The 15,496-nt window shown below is 69.3% G+C and carries 14 protein-coding genes; 3 read left to right on the top strand and 11 right to left on the bottom strand.

From position 1 onward, the window contains the following. Nucleotides 1–49 precede the first annotated feature (49 nt). From OG858_RS39660 to OG858_RS39645, 4 genes are all read right to left on the bottom strand, one after another. Nucleotides 50–772: a maleylpyruvate isomerase family mycothiol-dependent enzyme gene (locus OG858_RS39660; RefSeq protein ID WP_327725482.1), complete on the bottom strand. Its 723-nt coding sequence runs from the start codon at nucleotides 770–772 to the stop codon at nucleotides 50–52. Next, nucleotides 769–1,599 carry a fumarylacetoacetate hydrolase family protein gene (locus tag OG858_RS39655; RefSeq protein WP_327725481.1) on the bottom strand — a complete coding sequence of 277 codons (831 nt, stop codon included), beginning with the start codon at nucleotides 1,597–1,599 and terminating at the stop codon, nucleotides 769–771. Before OG858_RS39655 ends, OG858_RS39660 begins: the two co-directional genes overlap by 4 nt. Further along, nucleotides 1,596–2,390 (bottom strand): cupin domain-containing protein, encoded by a 795-nt coding sequence (locus tag OG858_RS39650; RefSeq protein ID WP_327725480.1) that lies wholly within the window; start codon nucleotides 2,388–2,390, stop codon nucleotides 1,596–1,598. Before OG858_RS39650 ends, OG858_RS39655 begins: the two co-directional genes overlap by 4 nt. A 569-nt stretch (nucleotides 2,391–2,959) precedes the next feature. Continuing rightward, complete coding sequence (locus tag OG858_RS39645) at nucleotides 2,960–3,874, bottom strand: VOC family protein (protein WP_327725479.1); 915 nt, start codon at nucleotides 3,872–3,874, stop codon at nucleotides 2,960–2,962. A 239-nt stretch (nucleotides 3,875–4,113) separates the two neighbouring features. Between OG858_RS39645 and OG858_RS39640 the strand changes: the two genes are divergently transcribed. Beyond that, nucleotides 4,114–5,010 (top strand): fumarylacetoacetate hydrolase family protein, encoded by an 897-nt coding sequence (locus OG858_RS39640; RefSeq protein WP_327725478.1) that lies wholly within the window; start codon nucleotides 4,114–4,116, stop codon nucleotides 5,008–5,010. Further along, complete coding sequence (locus tag OG858_RS39635) at nucleotides 5,007–6,116, top strand: alcohol dehydrogenase catalytic domain-containing protein (protein ID WP_327747966.1); 1,110 nt, start codon at nucleotides 5,007–5,009, stop codon at nucleotides 6,114–6,116. Before OG858_RS39640 ends, OG858_RS39635 begins: the two co-directional genes overlap by 4 nt. A 311-nt stretch (nucleotides 6,117–6,427) precedes the next feature. Here OG858_RS39635 and OG858_RS39630 read toward each other — a convergent pair whose 3' ends face one another. From OG858_RS39630 to OG858_RS39620, 3 genes are all read right to left on the bottom strand, one after another. Then, on the bottom strand, nucleotides 6,428–7,234 hold the full coding sequence (locus tag OG858_RS39630; protein ID WP_327725476.1) for a GntR family transcriptional regulator: 807 nt from the start codon (nucleotides 7,232–7,234) through the stop codon (nucleotides 6,428–6,430). Between the two features lie 145 nt (nucleotides 7,235–7,379). Next, nucleotides 7,380–8,258 carry an ABC transporter substrate-binding protein gene (locus OG858_RS39625; protein WP_327725475.1) on the bottom strand — a complete coding sequence of 293 codons (879 nt, stop codon included), beginning with the start codon at nucleotides 8,256–8,258 and terminating at the stop codon, nucleotides 7,380–7,382. An 18-nt stretch (nucleotides 8,259–8,276) separates the two neighbouring features. Then, nucleotides 8,277–8,894, bottom strand: a complete 618-nt coding sequence (locus OG858_RS39620) for a nuclear transport factor 2 family protein (protein WP_327725474.1) — start codon at nucleotides 8,892–8,894, stop codon at nucleotides 8,277–8,279. On the opposite strand from OG858_RS39620, the gene OG858_RS39615 reads away from it, so the two are divergent. Continuing rightward, nucleotides 8,893–9,933: a LysR family transcriptional regulator gene (locus OG858_RS39615; protein WP_327725473.1), complete on the top strand. Its 1,041-nt coding sequence runs from the start codon at nucleotides 8,893–8,895 to the stop codon at nucleotides 9,931–9,933. The genes OG858_RS39620 and OG858_RS39615 overlap by 2 nt on opposite strands. Before the next feature lie 37 nt (nucleotides 9,934–9,970). Here the strand turns inward: OG858_RS39615 and OG858_RS39610 are convergent, their stop codons facing one another. The 4 genes from OG858_RS39610 to OG858_RS39595 form a co-directional block, all read right to left on the bottom strand. Further along, nucleotides 9,971–12,103: a SpoIIE family protein phosphatase gene (locus OG858_RS39610; protein WP_327725472.1), complete on the bottom strand. Its 2,133-nt coding sequence runs from the start codon at nucleotides 12,101–12,103 to the stop codon at nucleotides 9,971–9,973. A 135-nt stretch (nucleotides 12,104–12,238) separates the two neighbouring features. Further along, on the bottom strand, nucleotides 12,239–13,453 hold the full coding sequence (locus OG858_RS39605) for an FAD-dependent monooxygenase (protein WP_327725471.1): 1,215 nt from the start codon (nucleotides 13,451–13,453) through the stop codon (nucleotides 12,239–12,241). After that, nucleotides 13,450–14,361, bottom strand: coding sequence for an intradiol ring-cleavage dioxygenase (locus tag OG858_RS39600; RefSeq protein WP_327725470.1), 912 nt, complete (start codon nucleotides 14,359–14,361; stop codon nucleotides 13,450–13,452). Before OG858_RS39600 ends, OG858_RS39605 begins: the two co-directional genes overlap by 4 nt. Further along, on the bottom strand, nucleotides 14,361–15,440 hold the full coding sequence (locus OG858_RS39595; protein WP_327726115.1) for a maleylacetate reductase: 1,080 nt from the start codon (nucleotides 15,438–15,440) through the stop codon (nucleotides 14,361–14,363). The genes OG858_RS39600 and OG858_RS39595 overlap by 1 nt, the downstream gene beginning before the upstream one ends. Nucleotides 15,441–15,496 lie beyond the last annotated feature (56 nt).

Genomic DNA, 15,496 nt, shown 5'->3' with positions numbered 1-15,496 from the left:
CTTCGACATCCACAACCCGATCGGCGACTTCGTCGTGATTCCTCCGCTTTCACAGCCACGGGGGCAGAATGGGCACCGATCCGCCGACGACGTACAGAGGTCCTGGCACAGGGCGTCCGGTCGCGTAAGCGGCCAGGCTGGGGATGTCTCCGCTCACCACGACCGGATCCGCAGCACCGGGCTCTCCAAGAAGCCAGGTCCGACCGCCGTCATCGGCTCGCAGCTCAACGAGCGGAAAATTGCTGCGTGCCCGGAACGCGGCGGCAACATCGTCGACAAGACCCGCACACACCTCGCGGGGGACGTCGTCGAAGCTCGTCCCCGTGTTCAGATCGACGGCGTGCACCCACACCTCCCGCACCCGCATCCAGGGCACCTCCGCGGCCGACACCGCCCTCCCCCGTGCTGTCCGGACGGTCGCACTCCAGCACTCGTCGGGCAGAGTGGTGAGTGTCTCGCGCAGTCGTCCGTCGGCCGCGAGGAGCGCGGCGCGCAGTTCGTCGGCCGGGCGGCGGGCGTTCGCCTCGATCTCGTTCATGCGCTGGTCGTCATCGGCGTACATCGGGGTCTCGACACCTGTACGAGCCCATGTGAGCAGGTTAACGAGCGCGTGGGCGTTGCGGGCCACGTGCGCGACGACGTGGGCTCGGCTCCAGCCCGGCAGGTGCGAGGGCCTGGTGAGGCTCGCATCCGTCGCCCAGTGCGTGGCGGCCTCGAAGGCGGCCGTCCCCTTGCCCACCCAGTCCAGCATCGCGTGGGGTGGCCCGCTCACCGTGCCTCCCTGCGACAGATGTTGCGGCACTCGCCGAGCCCTTCGATCCGAGTGACGAGCAGCGAACCGTCCTCCAGGTAGCGGGCGGGCTGACGCGCATGGCCCACTCCACCCGGCGTGCCGGTGGCTATCACGTCACCCGGAACGAGCGTCACGATCTCGGACAGGTACGACACAAGCGTGACCGGGTCGAAGACGAGATCAGCGGTGTCGGCCTTCTGGACCGTGTCGCCGTCGACCTCACACGCCAGCTCCAGGTTCCCCGCGGCCACCGCGGGATCGTCGGCGGTGACCAGCCACGGTCCGATGGGCGTCGTCGCCTCAAAGGTCTTGCCCTGGTGCCATTGGGCGGTACGGAACTGCCAGTCCCGGGCGGTGACGTCGTTGAGCACTGTGTATCCCGCGATCGCCGCGCGCGCCTGCTCGGGGCCCGCGTGCCGGACCTCCGCGCCGATGACGACGGCCAGTTCGCCTTCCCAGTCCATCTGCGTGGACGAGGCGGGCAGGACCACGTCGTCGTACGCGCCGACCAGCGCCCGCGCGTACTTGGAGAAGAGGGTGGGGTGTCGGGGCAGGTCCCGGCCCATCTCCAGGATGTGATTACGGTAGTTGAGGCCGACACACACGACCTTTTCCGGAGCGACGATCACAGGGGCGTAGTCCAGGGCGCCTTCGTATCGTTCGCCGTCGGCGGCCTCGGCCCGCGCGGACCAGTCGGGGTGACGCAGGAAGGCGACCAGGTCGCTCTCACCGAGGTCCACCGCCTTGTCCTCGTCGATGCGCACGGCACGGGTGATGCCGTTGACCCGGATGGTGGCGAGCTTCACTTGTTCTCTCCTCGGTGGGTACGCGCGAGACCCAGCGCCTCGTACACGGGCTCGTCGCTGAAACGGAACAGGTCGATCTGTGTGCATGCGGTGAGCGTGACCTCGCACCAGGACGGGACCACGAACAGGTCGCCCTTGGTGATGTCGAAGGCCTTGTCGCCGACTGTCGCGACTGCGTCGCCGTCGAAGACCTGCCACACGGCCGAGCCAACCGACCGCACGGGGATGGTGCGCGTTCCTTGGCGCAGTCGGCGCATCTCGGTGCGCATAGTGACCAGGGCGTCCTTACCGGTGGAGGGGTTGGAGAAGCGCACGCCGGCGTGTCCCGGCTCGATCACCCCGACGGATCCTTCGGACTCGAGCTCCAGCTGGGCGGTGAGCGCCGCGTCCGTGTGCTCCCATCGGTACGCGGCCAGGGGAGAGTTCGGCCGGTCGGGCAGGCTGATCGGACGCAGGCCCGGGTGCCCCCAGAGCCGCTCGCCGCGCGAATGCTTCGGCGTGGCACGGGTGGAGAGCTCATCGGGCCCGAACTCGAAGAGTCCGGCGTCCAGTTGGGACACGAGCGGGACGTCGAGGCCGTCGATCCAGGTCATCGGTTCGTCGGTGACGTTCTGGTGCTCGTGGAAGGCCCAGCTGGGAGTCAGCAGCAGGTCGCCGCGACGCATGGCCACCGCATCCCCGTCGACGTTCGTCCACACACCCTCACCGTCGACGACAAACCGGAAGGCGCCCTGACTGTGCCGGTGCGAGGGGGCGACTCCCGCGGCCCCAGGTACTGGATCGCGGTCCACAGGGTCGGGGTCGCGTACGGCAGCCCTTTCAGGCCCGGGTTCGACAGCGCCATCGCTCGGCGCTCACCGCCGCGCCCTACCGGCACCAGCCGTCCGGACCGCTCAGCTATGGGGAGCAGTTCCGCCCACCGCCACAGGTGCGGGACTGCGGTCGGCTGTGGAGACATCGGCATGAGGTCACTGACTTGTGTCCACAGCGGTGTCAGACCGGCCTCTGCAAAATCTGCATACAGTTTATCGAGCAACTTCCGCCGACCTGCTTCACTCACTTCACCATTCACCGTGAACCTCCGGGGCTCAACTAAGACCATGCCCGCCTATGTGTGCACAGTTTGAGGCGGGTGATCCTATGTCGTGGTTACTCTGCACCTAGCGATGCTCGTCTTCCGTGGCTTCGCGGAGCAGGACCGTCACAAGGCCTACGGGCCCGGGCCCAACCGCGCTGCTCGCCGACGGGACCACCAACCGACCCAGATGGCCGTCCCGGCGCGAACCGGCGAACGCCCCACGCCGTCCAAACGTCGCCCCCGTGAGGGGAGAAGTCGGCGGCACGGGCATCGTGGCAACGATCAGGCAGGCTTCTCCTCCTGGTTGGTGATGAAGTCGGCCGGCACCTCCGGACTCCAGATGGCTGCCGGGCAGTCCCAGTCGTTCGGCTGCCAGTTCTCGGTGATGCAGTCCATGTCACTGGAGTACTCGATCCAGCTGCCCCAGGGGTCCTGGATGTAGTGGAACAGGTTCGAGCCGAGAGTGTGGCGGCCCAGGCCCCAGCCCTTCGCGTAGCCCACGGAGGCCATGTTCTGCGCGCCCCGGGCGATCTGGTCGATGTCCGACACCATCCAGCTGGAGTGGTGCAGGCCAGGGTGTGCCGCCGGGACGAAGCCGAAGACATGGTGGTCACCGGGTCCCGAATTCATGAAAACCGGCCCGTTGATGATGCGGTCCGACAGGCGCAGCCCGAGCGTGCGGGTATAGAAGGCCTCGGAGGCACCCACATCGGTACTGAAGATCAGCATGTGTCCCAGACGCTGGGGGCGGGCCTTCTCTCTCGCGTTCAGCCAGCGAGCCTGATCGACCCGCCGGACACGGTCTCCGACATTGGCGTCCTGCGCGTCCGTGGTGCCGAACTCGCGCCAGAAAGCGATCCCCTCGTCACGGAGGTTGATCAGGTTTCCCTCGTGATCCCGCAGCCACAGGCCGCCGGGCACCTCGGCTGGCGCGTCCAGCAGCTTCAGCCCCATGCCCTCGATGTGGCGCTGCCACTCCGGCAGAGAGTCCGGTTCGACCGCGAAGGCCACGTGATGGAGCCGCTTGGCCGGCCCCTCCATCAGCACCGCCTGGTCCTGCTCCCGACCGTCGCAACGGATCACGACCGCGTTGCCACGCTCCGCCGTCTCCAGTCCGAACGCGTCGTAGAAGCTCGCGCCCGTATCCAGCGAGGGCACTTGGAGTCCGTAGTGCAGGAGGCCTTTGACACGCAACATTCTGTACTCCTCATGGTTCCGGTGGATCCGCGTCACTCACGCACCACACCTCCTTTAAGTGTGCACACTCTTCAGGCGGTGCGTCTAGCCTCGGAGGGGACATTTTACGCTCTCTCGCCCATCGATCATGCGTTTACCCCTCGCTTCCACCTCGACACGGCACGCAGCACCCCTTACCGTGGGCAATGTGTATGCACTATGGTTCTGTTGCCTCAGAGAGCCGCATGTCGGAGGAATCCATGAAATTTTCTGAATGGTCACTGGTGCAGTACCGGGTCGACGACTCGGAGAAGCTCGCCGTCGGTGTGAGCGTCCGGGGGAGCATCGTCCAGGGGCCACCCGGCACGGAAGGCCTGTCACTGATGGAGGTGCTGGGCCGATGGGACTCACTCGCCCCGCTCCTACAGGAATGGGTGCCGACGCCCTCGGACGTCATCGCCGAGGCCCGGGTAGCTCCCCCGCTCACGTACCCGGGCAAGGTGCTCTGCGCAGGCGCCAACTACTGGGACCACTGCGCCGAGATGGGCGTCGAGCCTCCCGACGAACTTGGTGATCCGTTCTTCTTCCTCAAGCCGCCCACGACGACCGTGACCGGACCGGGAGACCCTGTGCCGCTGCCGTCCTACCCGGGCGCCCGCGTCGACTGGGAGGCGGAACTCGCCGTCGTCATCGGCCGCGCCGGCCGCAACCTCTCGCCCGATCAGGCCCTCGATCACGTGGCCGGCTACCTGGCAGCGAACGACATCTCGGCCAGAGACCGGCTCACCGCCCCCAAGCCGGTCGGCAAACCCTTCACCTACGACTGGGTCGGCCACAAGGGACAGGACGGCTTCTGCCCGCTCGGCCCGGGAATCGTGCCCGCCTGGCAGATCCCCGACCCGCAGAACCTGCGGATCCGGTTGAGTGTCAACGGTGTGGTGAAGCAGGACTCCTCGACGGCGCAGATGATGGTCCCGACAGCCGAAGTGGTCGCGGCGGCCAGCCGCCTCACCCGGCTCGAGCCCGGCGATGTCATCCTCACCGGCACACCGGCCGGCGTCGGAGCGCCGCGCGGGGAGTTCCTGACCGCCGGGGACGAGGTCGTCGTCGAGATCGAGCGGATCGGTCGCCTGGAGAACACGGTGGTGGCGTCATGAACAGTACGGCTGCTGAACTGGGCTGGCCGGACCTGCTGCCCGTGCCCGAGGCAATGCGGGCCATGGTGTTCCATAGATTCGGACCACCCGACGTGCTGGAACAGGCCATGATCGCGACGCCCCGGCCCGGTCCGGGCGAGGTCCTCGTCCAGGTCGCCGCGGTCGGCATCGGCCGGCTGCTCGACCTCACGGCCCGCGCGGGCAACCACCCCTACGCCAAGATCGAGCCACCCCACGTGCTGGGCGCCGACCATGCGGGCGTCGTCGCCGCGCTGGGAGAGGGTGTGGACTCCGTCCGGGTCGGGGACCGCGTGGCCGTGTTTCCCGCAGTCGTCTGCGGCAGCTGTGCCTTCTGTCTGGAGGGCCGCGAGGAAGTCTGTCCCGACCTGGGCGTGATAGGCACCCATCGCCCCGGTGCGTACGCCGAGTACTGTGCGGTGCCCGCGCGCAACGTTCACCGGGTACCGCACGGCATTCCCGCCGCGATGGCGGCGTCCCTGGCGCTCGTCGGCGCGGTGGCCGCCAACCAGCTGGCCCAGGCGGGGCTGCGCCCCGGTCAGTGGGTACTGGTCCAGGGCGCCGCCTCCGCCCTCGGCTCCACCACCGCCGCCTACGCCCAACACCTCGGCGCGAGGATCATCGCCACCTCCCGCTCGGCGGAAAAGCGCAAGGCCCTGACAGCGGTCGGCGCCGAGGTCGTACTCGACACCACCGCCCCCGACCTTGTCGACCGCGTGCGCGAGGCCACCGGCGGTTACGGCGTGGACATCGCCGTCGACAACCTCGGTGACCCGGCGATCTGGGACGCCACCCTCGACACGCTGGCCCGCGGCGGCACCGTGGTCACCTCCGGTGCGTTCCTCGGCGGCAGAGTCCAGGTCGATCTGCGGCGCCTCTATTCCGACTGCCATCGCATCATCGGCGTACGCACCGGCAACGCCGCCGCGGTCGACGCGCTGTGGACCGAGGTCGAGCGCGGCTTCCGCGCTGTCGTCGACCGCACCTTCCCCATCGCCCGGGCCGCCGACGCCCACCGCTACATGGAGGACGACAGCAACCTCGGGCGGGTCGCACTCACTCTGGGCCCCGGGGACTGGGACGCGTAAAGGCCGGCCCCGGTCGGTCCGACGGGGCTGCCGGGTGACGATGCGGTGTCGTCACCCCCAAAAGGCGGGGCCGGGTGAGGTCGACCGGGGTCACGGCAGCCTGGCTCAGCTGGCGTCGGGCTCCGGTCGAGCGTTTCCCACGGCGGCGATGAGGCTTCTGAGCACCGCTACGGCAACGCGCCGCCTCTCCCTCCGTGTCCCCGCCGACGGACGTATCTGTGAGTCCTTCCCGGGCGGGTCGGTTCAAGAAGCAGGTCACCGGAACGTGCCGTCGGCTACAACCACCGCCCGCCCGCCGGGCAGTCCTGACGTCAGGACTGCCCGTTGCCCGCGATCCCCAGCGCAGTGCGCGTGGCCGCGGGTTCGTACTCCGGGGCGACGTCCGCCAGCACGTTCAAGGCGGTGCGCGCGAGATGGCGAGCCATCACGCGTACCGCTTCGTCCTGGTCGCTCAGTCGCAGCGCCTCCAGCAGTGCTTCGTGCTCTGCGTGCGCCCGTGCCCATGAGCTGGGTACGCCCAGTTGGGCCAGCCGAATGTATCGCTCGCTGTGCTCGCCGAGCGACGCAAGCATTCGCTGCAGATGCGGTCCCACAGCCTGCGTCGGAATGCGATGGAATTCCCTGTGCGCCGCATGCCACTCGTCCGGCAGGTCGTCGCCCGCCAGTTCCTGCATGCGCTTCAGTGCTTCGCCCATGCGCTGCAGGTCTTCGGGCGTAAGCGACTTGGCCGTCACGCTCACTGCGAGCGCTTCGAGCATGATGCGGGCGCCATAGACGCCGTCGAGGTCCTCGGGGTCAACTGCCCGTACCCTCGCCCGTTGGTCGGGCTGGGCGTCGATGAGCCCTTCTTCCTGGAGGAGCCGGAACGCCTCGCGCATCGGCGTGCGGCTGACACCCAGCTTCCGTGCCATCTCGGCCTGGAGCAGCGCAGACCCCGGCACCAGTTCACCGCTGAGGATCATCCCCCGCAGGCGTCCGTGGATGTCAAGGGCGAGTCGGCGTCCGCCCGCGGTAGGCCCGGGTGTCCCGCCCGTCGTCTCGAACGGGATCTGCGACGCTTTACTTCCGTTGTCCGCCGACCGTGGTTCCTCAGGGGTCTCGCCCCTCCTCCTGCTCATACCTGGAGTCTACCCAGGTGTATGCAGCTGCGATACGCGGAAACCGGCAGGGAGCAGTCCCGCCGGTTTTCCCTCCACGACTGCCGCAGGAGCGGGGTTGCACTGTATCCACTACCGGAACATGGTCGCCGTGCCGTCGGGAAGCTCAGCGCTCCGTTCCGGGGCCGATCAGCGACTGGAGCGGGCAGGAGGGCTGCCAGGCCGGAGTGAAGCGGCGGCGTAGGTCGGCCACGGCCTCGATACCACGCAGAGTCACGTCGGGTGAGGTGGACAGCCCTGCGGGCCCGAGGAGGCCGGGTGCCGCAGCCTGGGCGGCGGACTTCGGCAGGCCGTGTCGCACCAGAGCCGCTTCTACGCCCGACGCCCCGGAGGTCAGTAGCTCTGCCGTGCTCACGCGGCAGACGTCGAGGTAGGCACGGATGTGCCGCGTGGTGGCGGCAGTGCGCGGCACCACCACCACACCGGTGAGGATGTCGGGTGCTACCTGAAGGTGGCCGCCGAGACGCGGGTATCCCTTCTCCGCGGCAAGGGCGTCGAAGGGTGGATGGAGAGTGGTCCCGTCCACAGCGCCTGTCGGCAGTGCCTGGAACCGCTGCAGAGTGCCGCCCACCGATACCAGTTGGCCGTCGGTGACCGGCGTGCCGACGGCGTCGGCGAGTACGGCACGCAGGACGAACGCGAAGGCGCTTCGCGCGTTGTCGACCGCCCACCGGTCCGTCGGCAACGGTGCGCCGGGACGCCGGTGCACGGCGAGTTCACCCATACCCTCGGCCTGGACGGCCACCGGGTCCCGCTTCAGCAGTCCGCGCAGGAGGTGGTCGGGAGAGGTGTGCATGATGTCGTAGTCGCCGTCGTTCCAGCCGGCCATCTGCTGGTCGGAGAAGACGACCTGGACGAGGTCCACCTCCAGTCCCGCCTTCCGGAAGTATCCGGAGTCGAGGGCGTGGTAGAGATGGACGGCGCCCGCGCCGGGGAAGATGCCCACAGTCAGGCGTCGCGCGACGAAGTCTTCTGAGTGTTCCATGCAGACCGTTCCTCGGGGTCAGTGGGGATCGCCTGGGGTGCCGGCACCAGCCAGCCACTTCGCCCCTTCGTCGTAGAGACGCTGTACGACGTCACCCGTCAGGCCCGGCAGCCCGGCCTTCACCGTGAAGCCGGCCTTGGTCTGCAGGTAGGCGAGGTGGCGGTAGCCGACCGGGAAGCGGCGCAGCAGCTGCGGGTCCAGGTCGAGCGACGCGGAGGGATCGACCACGTCGAGGCGGTCCTTCTCGTAGATCGGCTGGCGGCGCACGATCTTCCACGCGCCCTCGTGGCGGGAGCAGAAGTCGTAGAAGCGTCCCGTGCAGACGACGTCGACCTCCACCTCGTCGACCATGGCCCGCTGGTTGATGGTCATCTTGGTCTGGGCGATGGCACGGTCACCCACCACGTCGGCGGTGTGCCCGCCGAGGAAGTGCAGGATGCTGACCCCGTTGTCGAATCCCTCCCGGCTCACGGCGATGAAGTCCGTCGCCGGGCCCTGGAACCAGGTGGCCGTCATCCAGCCGTCTGCCGGGTGCCATACGGTGGCGAACCGTTCCCAGTCGCCTGCGTCACGCCACAGCGCCCAGTTCTCGACGAGTCGACGGATCTCGAAGTGGTCCGTCTCGATGGTCGGCATGGAAGACCTCCGTTGCGCCGACGGTGAAACGCGGCGGCGAGTTGGCGACACCAGCACGTTAATAGCTGGTCGAGAATCAGTCGAATTATTGTTGTCCATGCGATATATAGGCATCGTGAATACTGAATCCCGGTCGACGAGTCCCGCGACCGGTCTACACCGCATCGATCTCAATCTGCTCCCGCAACTGGCCGCCCTGCTCGAGCACCGCAGTGTCACTCGGGCCGCTCGGGCGGTCGGGCTGACACAGCCGGCCATGAGCAACGCACTGCAGCGGCTGCGGCGCACACTCGGGGACGAGCTTCTCGTCCGGGTCGGCAGGCAGTACGTGCTCACGACGCGTGCCAGTGCCCTGATCGAACCGCTCAACCTGATCCTGGAGACCGCGGCGAGCCAGGTGCTCGCGCCGCCGACGTTCGATCCGGCAACCTCAGAACGTACGTTTCGCATCGCCGCGTCCAGTGCCTCGGCTCTGACGGTCCTCCCCTTCCTGAGCGCGACGCTCGCCGAGTCCGCCCCGGGTGTCCGCCTGCATCTTGAGGCGCCCGAGTCCGCGATGGACCTCACCCGCAGTGAGGCGACCGCGGACGTGGCGCTGCTGCCGGACACCATGCCGACCACTCTGCCGAGGGAGCGGCTCTACAACGAAAGCTGGGTCCTGGTCGCGGACGCGGACAACGACCGCATCGGCGCGGCGCTGACCTTCGACGACCTCACCCGGCTGCCTCACGCGGTGTTCGAGTGGGAGGGAGGGCGGGTTGGCGCTCAGCAGGCCCTCGCCAGGATGATTCCCGATCTCACTGTGCAGATGGTCGTCTTCGAGTTCCTGATGATCCCTTCGGTGGTGCGCGGCACACACATGATCGCGCTGCTGCAGCGCCGTCTGGCTCAACGTCTGGCAGCGCGGCACGGGCTGCGTGTCATGGAATCGCCGGTGCCCCTGCCGACCCTCGGAATCGATCTGGTGTGGAATCCACGCGGCGCCACCGATCCGGGGCGGGCGTGGCTGCGGAAGCAGCTTGTTCGCTCTGCTCATTAGTCTGGCGATTGTGAATCATCTATAGCATTCATTGTGCTCATGTCTCACTGACGCCCTCGTGGACGGCAGGCGGGAGGTCCTGCTCCGTCCAGATGCATTTGCCGTCGTGGAGATAGCGGGCGCCCCAGCGCCGTGAAAGGGCGGCGACGAGTTGCAGGCCGCGCCCGCCCTCGTCGGTGTAACTGGCGTGGCGGACGCGCGGTGTGGTGAGACTGCCGTCGTAGACCTCGCAGATCAGGGAGCGGCTGCGCAGCAGGCGGAGGCGGACGGGGCCCTTGGCGTGGCGTACGACGTTGCCCACCAGTTCGCTGACCAGTAGCTCGGTGGTGAGCACGAGATCGCCGAGCCCCCAGGCGTCGAGCTGTTCGCGGACACAGGCCCGGGCCTCTCCGGCCGCACGGGGATCGTGCCTGAGGTCGCGGGAGGCGACATCACCGGCGCCGGTGCACCGGGCGTGGACGATGAGCAGACCGGCGTCATCAGCCGTCTGCCCGCGATCGGGCAGCAGAGCCGACACGACCGTGTCGCACAACCGCTCCAGGCGTCGCACGTCGTCGTCCTCGTCGGCGGCCTCGAAGCAGGCGGCCTCGGCCGGGGCCCGGGCAAGCGTCCGCCGCAGTTGGGCCAGTCCCTCGTCGGCGTCCCGGATGACAGATTCGACCAGCCCGTCGGTGCACAGGACGACCAGGCTCTCGTCGGGCATGGGCAACTCATGTGTTGCGAAGGGCAGTTTGGCGGCGCCCAGCGGTGGATCCGGAGCCACGTCGGGGCTGTGGACCGTGCCGTCCGGATGGACGACAACCGGCGGAGGGTGGCCGGCCAGGGCGTACGAGCATATACGCGCGACAGGGTCGAAGACGGCGTACAGGCAGGTGGCGTAGAAGTCCTCACCCAGGTCGGAGACCAGGTCGTTGAGACGACTGAACAGCTCGTCGGGGGGCATCTCCAGGTCGGCGAGGGTGCGTACGGCTGTGCGCAGCCGACCCATCGTGGCGGCCTCGGTGATGCCGTGTCCCATGACGTCACCGATGACCATGGCGACCCGGTCGGCGGACAGCGGGATCAGGTCGTACCAGTCGCCGCCCACCTCGTCACCCCGACCAGCGGGCAGGTACCGCGCGGCGGCGACGGCGGCGGGCAGACGGGGCAGCGTCCTGGGCAGCAGACCCCGCTGCAGTTCCCGGGCGCGGGCACGCTCCGTGTCGTACAGGCGGGCCCGCTCCAGCGACTGCCCGACCAGGCCGCTCAGCGCCGTCAGCAGGGAGCGCTCGTCGTCGCTGAACGAGTGCGGCTCGCTGAAGGACACCACGCACACGCCGATGACGCGCCCCGAGGCCAGCATGGGCAGGAACGCCCACGCCTCCTTCGGGGACGCGTCAGTGACATGCCTCAGCGAGGGAAAGCGCCCGGCGAGCTCCGCTCTCGACTCGACGAACAGAGGAGTACGGGTTCGTACCATGTACTGCATCTGCGCATGGTCGCCGAGCAGGATCCCGTCGACCAGGCCGAGGAGCTGCCGCGGATATCCGGTGGCGCCGACGACTTTCAAGCGGTCCCCTTCCAGCACCTGGAACACCAGCCCGTCGGCACCGAACGGAGCGAGGACGAACTCGGCGACGGCCCGCACGACGTCACGGGAGGTGACGGCCTCGGCGAGCGCGGCGGTCAGCTCGCCCATGCGCAGCGAGCGCTGAACCCCCGCCTCCCCGTCCGGACCGGGCGACGTACCGGGGCCACCGGCCAGACGCGCGCCTGCCCACGCCGCCAGCGCCCGCAGCAGGGACCGCTGGGCTTCGTCCGGCTCACCGGGTGCCGCCGTGAACACGGACAGCACACCGACCGGCGCATCGGCGCCGGGAAGGGGTACAGCCACCGTGCCGGCCGCTTCGTTGCCCAAGCCGTCTCCCGCAACGTGCACGAAGGCAGCGCGCCGCACAGCTTGGGCGGGCGCCACGTCCTGCTGGTCGGCCAGATCCGCCCACTGCGCCGTGCTTTCCCGGTCGAGCCCTGTCGCCGCGACCAGACGCAGCCGACCGGCGGCAACGTCGTGCCGGTGCACCATCGCCCCCAGACCGTTGAGACATGTCGTCGACTGCCGGAGGACGAGGTCCAACGTCGCCTCGCCTCGCTCACCGGGCCCCCAAACGCCCTCGCAAGGCTCGACCGTCACCAGTCCTCCTGCCCGCAGCCGGTGGGGCGGCGACTCCACTGCCGCTGGACTAATAGATACAAATAGGACTCTATCGGCAGGCTATCATCACTCCCCCGCCAGGCCGTCCCCGCTCCAGCGACGCGGACCGAGCACTCACACCGGTGCTTCCCGCAGGGCCAGCTCCGCGTCGTGCCCGTAGATCCAGCCGTTGTGCGCCAGGGGATCCTCGTTCGCGAACGAGGCGTCCCTGGCACGCTGTTCGGGCCCGTCGGGCAGGTGGTTGCTCTCCGCCCGGCCCCGGCTCATCAGCTGCACCCGGGTGGCCCGTGGCCGACGGACGTCCTCGTAGCGGCGCAGCGCGGCAGAGGGGTCTTCCGGCTGGTCGGCGAGGCAGCCGGCCAGGACGGCGGCGTCCTCCATCGCCTGCGCCGCCCCCTGAGCGAAGAAGGGGAACATCGGGTGCGCCGCATCACCCAACAGCGTGATGGGCCCGTTCGTCCAGCGGGGCAGCGGATCCCGGTCGAGCAGCGCCCACCGCCCGACGCGCTGCGCCGCCGCGAGCAGCTCCGTCAGGCCCTCGGACCACCCGGCGAACTCGGCGCGCAGGTCCTCGATCCGGCCCTCGGCCGACCAGGACTCCGTCGTCCAGTCGTGTGCGGGCCCGAAGGCGACGATGCTGATCTGAGTGCCTGCGGAGATCGGGTAGTGCACCAGGTGGCGGTCCGGGCCGAGCCACAGGGTCTGTACTGGACGGCGCGCGAAAGCCGGCGCGCGCTCCACCGGTACGAGGGAGCGGTAGGCGCACATGCCCGAGAAGCGTGGTGCTTCGGCTTCGGCCACGAACCGGCCGACGGTGGTGTGCACGCCGTCGGCACCGATGACGACGTCGGCGACCTCCCGTGATCCGTCGGTGAAGGTCAGCTCGACGCCTTCGTCCAGCCGGTGGAGGCCGGCGAGCCGCAGCCCCAGACGCAGCGACGCCTCGGGGACGGCCGACCGCACCGCGTCGAGGAGATCGGCGCGGTGCGCGACGTAGCTCTGCTGACCGAAGCGCCGTTCGCATTCCTCGCCGAGTTCCTGGGAGAAGAGCACGCGCCCGTCCTCCCAGCGCCGGAACTCCCATCCGGCCCGCAGTGGCACCGCGCGTTCCCGGAAGCGGTCCAGTCGGCCGAGGCTGCTCAGCAGTCGCACGGCGTTGGGAGAGGCGACGAGACCGGCACCGACCTCGGTCAGGGCGGGAGCCTGCTCGTACACGGTCGCCTCGATCCCCGCCCGGTGCAGGAAGGCCGCGGTCGCGAGACCGCCGATTCCTCCGCCGATCACGGCTACGCGCAGGTCGGGCGTGTGCTGGTTGTCGTGCCTGTTCATTCGCAGAGTCCTGTCTGTGCGGGAGCGAGGACGATGTCGAAGCGGACGCTGGACCAGGCACGGCCGGCCATGTCGCGTCCGTCGGGGGTGGGGGTCGCCGCGGGGTGTTCCACGAATTCGTGGATGAGTGAGTCCTTGACGCCGAACACGGCGTCGGAGGTGAGGAGTTCGTCGCCCCTGACGAAGATGTGGGTGATCAGGGTCCGCTTGCCGTCGGCACGGACGTCGAAGTGCAGGTGCGAGGCGCGCATGGGGGAACGGCCGACCGCGGCCAGCAGCGCACCGACGGGGCCGTCGTGCGGGATCGGGTACGGCGTCGGGGCGATCGCCCAGAACCGGTAGTGGCCCCGCTCGTCGGCGACGAGGTGACCCCGAGCCGCCATGCGGTCGTCGTCGTACTGCACGTCGTAGAAGCCGTCCTCGTCGGCTTCCCACACCTCGATGCGCGCACCTGGCACGGGTGCGCCGTCGGTTCCGGTGACCGTGCCCTCGACCCAGCACGGCTGCCCGGCGGCGCCGAAGGAGATGTCCCCGCCCAGCGGGATCTCGGGTGAGCCCTCGACGAAGAACGGCCCGAGCACGGTCGCCTCCGTCGCGTTCGCACAGGCCTCGTTGTTGATCGCGATCGTCTGCATGGACGCCCCGAGCACGTCCGACAGCAGAATGAACTCCTGCCGCTTGTCGTCGGTGATGTGCCCGGCCGCGGTGAGGAACTCGATCGCGGACGCCCATTCCGCCTCGGTCAGCCGCACCTCGCGCAGAAACGCGTGCAGGTGCCGGGTCAGCGCCTGCGTCAGCTGCTTCAGGCGCGGGTCCTTCGCGGTCTCGAACGAGGCCACGACCTGCTCGACCAGGGCCTGCTCACGCTCCTGCTGCTCGGCAGTCCGGTTCTGCTCACTCGTCGTCATCAGTCCTCCGTGCCATCGGTCGTCGTGCTCGGGTCCGTCCCTCGCCAGGCGGAACGCAGCAGGCGCCGGAGAGAGCCGGCCGTCACCGGACGCGGATTGCCGGCCGGCACCACGTCCAGGACCGCCTGCACCGCGTCGTCGACGTCGGACTCCTTCAGCCCGTAGTCGCGCAGCGCCTTCGGCGCGTCCACGTCGTGCCGAAGGCGCTGGAGTCCTGCGATCGCCGACCGCGCTCCGAACGCGGCCGCGATCCGCCGCTCGGCCTCCGGGGCGTGGGGTGCGTTGAAGGCCAGCACGTACGGCAGCACCACCGCGTGGGTCTGGGCGTGCGGCAGGTCGTACCTGCCGCCGAGGACGTGGCAGATCTTGTGGTGCAGCCCCGACCCCGCCGACGAGAACGCCACGGCGGACAGGTACGTCCCGTACAGCGTCCGCTCGCGGCCCGGAAGGCCGGCCGGGTCGGCCATCACCGCGGGCAGCCCGGTCGCCAGCGCGTGGATCCCCTCCCCCGCCAGCGCCCGGTCGATCGGATCGACGCGAGGGCCCCACATCGCGTCGACGCAGTGCGCCAGCGCGTTCATCCCCGAGGCGACACTCATCGGCACCGGCAGGGACACGGTCAGCGTCGCGTCGTACACCACCGAGCGGGGCAGGACTCGCGCGTCCACCCCCGTGGTCTTGCGCGCTCGCTCGGTCAGACCCCACACACTCGTGGCCTCCGAGCCCGCGTAGGTGGTGGGGACGGCCACTATGGGCACGTCCGCGGTCAACGCGATCGCTTTCGCCAGTCCGGTGGTGGAGCCCCCACCGACACTGACCAGGCAGTCCACCTCGTGTACGGCCGCGGCGGCACGTGCCCGCTCGGCGACCTCCACGGGAACGTGCATCACCACGTCACCCCACCGCAGCGCGACCGGAAGGCCGGCGGTGACCTGCTGCGCAAGCTCAACTTCCGCCGCTGCCGCGATCACCATGACCCGCGTGGCGCCGAGCCGCTCCACCTCGGCCTGTACCGTCGACGCCGCCTCGCCCGAGGCGAAACACACCCGCTGAGGCAGCGTCTCGTGCTCGAAACGCATCAACGACCTGTCTGCCGAGTCGGTGTCATGACCGCCGCGGTCCCGCGGCGTCACGG

Origin of the sequence: Streptomyces europaeiscabiei, from assembly GCF_036346855.1 — a bacterium.
Classification (GTDB): Bacteria; Actinomycetota; Actinomycetes; order Streptomycetales; family Streptomycetaceae; genus Streptomyces; species Streptomyces europaeiscabiei.
This window is presented reverse-complemented; position numbering and strand designations above follow the sequence as displayed.

What these genes read in the sequence shown, in the direction of transcription:
- OG858_RS39645 (WP_327725479.1), bottom strand. Translation starts at nt 3,874, where the DNA reads ATGTTGCGTGTCAAAGGCCTCCTGCACTACGGACTCCAAGTGCCCTCG.
- OG858_RS39640 (WP_327725478.1), top strand. Translation starts at nt 4,114, where the DNA reads ATGAAATTTTCTGAATGGTCACTGGTGCAGTACCGGGTCGACGACTCG.
- OG858_RS39635 (WP_327747966.1), top strand. Translation starts at nt 5,007, where the DNA reads ATGAACAGTACGGCTGCTGAACTGGGCTGGCCGGACCTGCTGCCCGTG.
- OG858_RS39630 (WP_327725476.1), bottom strand. Translation starts at nt 7,234, where the DNA reads ATGAGCAGGAGGAGGGGCGAGACCCCTGAGGAACCACGGTCGGCGGAC.
- OG858_RS39625 (WP_327725475.1), bottom strand. Translation starts at nt 8,258, where the DNA reads ATGGAACACTCAGAAGACTTCGTCGCGCGACGCCTGACTGTGGGCATC.
- OG858_RS39615 (WP_327725473.1), top strand. Translation starts at nt 8,893, where the DNA reads ATGGAAGACCTCCGTTGCGCCGACGGTGAAACGCGGCGGCGAGTTGGC.
- OG858_RS39620 (WP_327725474.1), bottom strand. Translation starts at nt 8,894, where the DNA reads ATGCCGACCATCGAGACGGACCACTTCGAGATCCGTCGACTCGTCGAG.
- OG858_RS39605 (WP_327725471.1), bottom strand. Translation starts at nt 13,453, where the DNA reads ATGAACAGGCACGACAACCAGCACACGCCCGACCTGCGCGTAGCCGTG.
- OG858_RS39600 (WP_327725470.1), bottom strand. Translation starts at nt 14,361, where the DNA reads ATGACGACGAGTGAGCAGAACCGGACTGCCGAGCAGCAGGAGCGTGAG.
- OG858_RS39595 (WP_327726115.1), bottom strand. Translation starts at nt 15,440, where the DNA reads ATGCGTTTCGAGCACGAGACGCTGCCTCAGCGGGTGTGTTTCGCCTCG.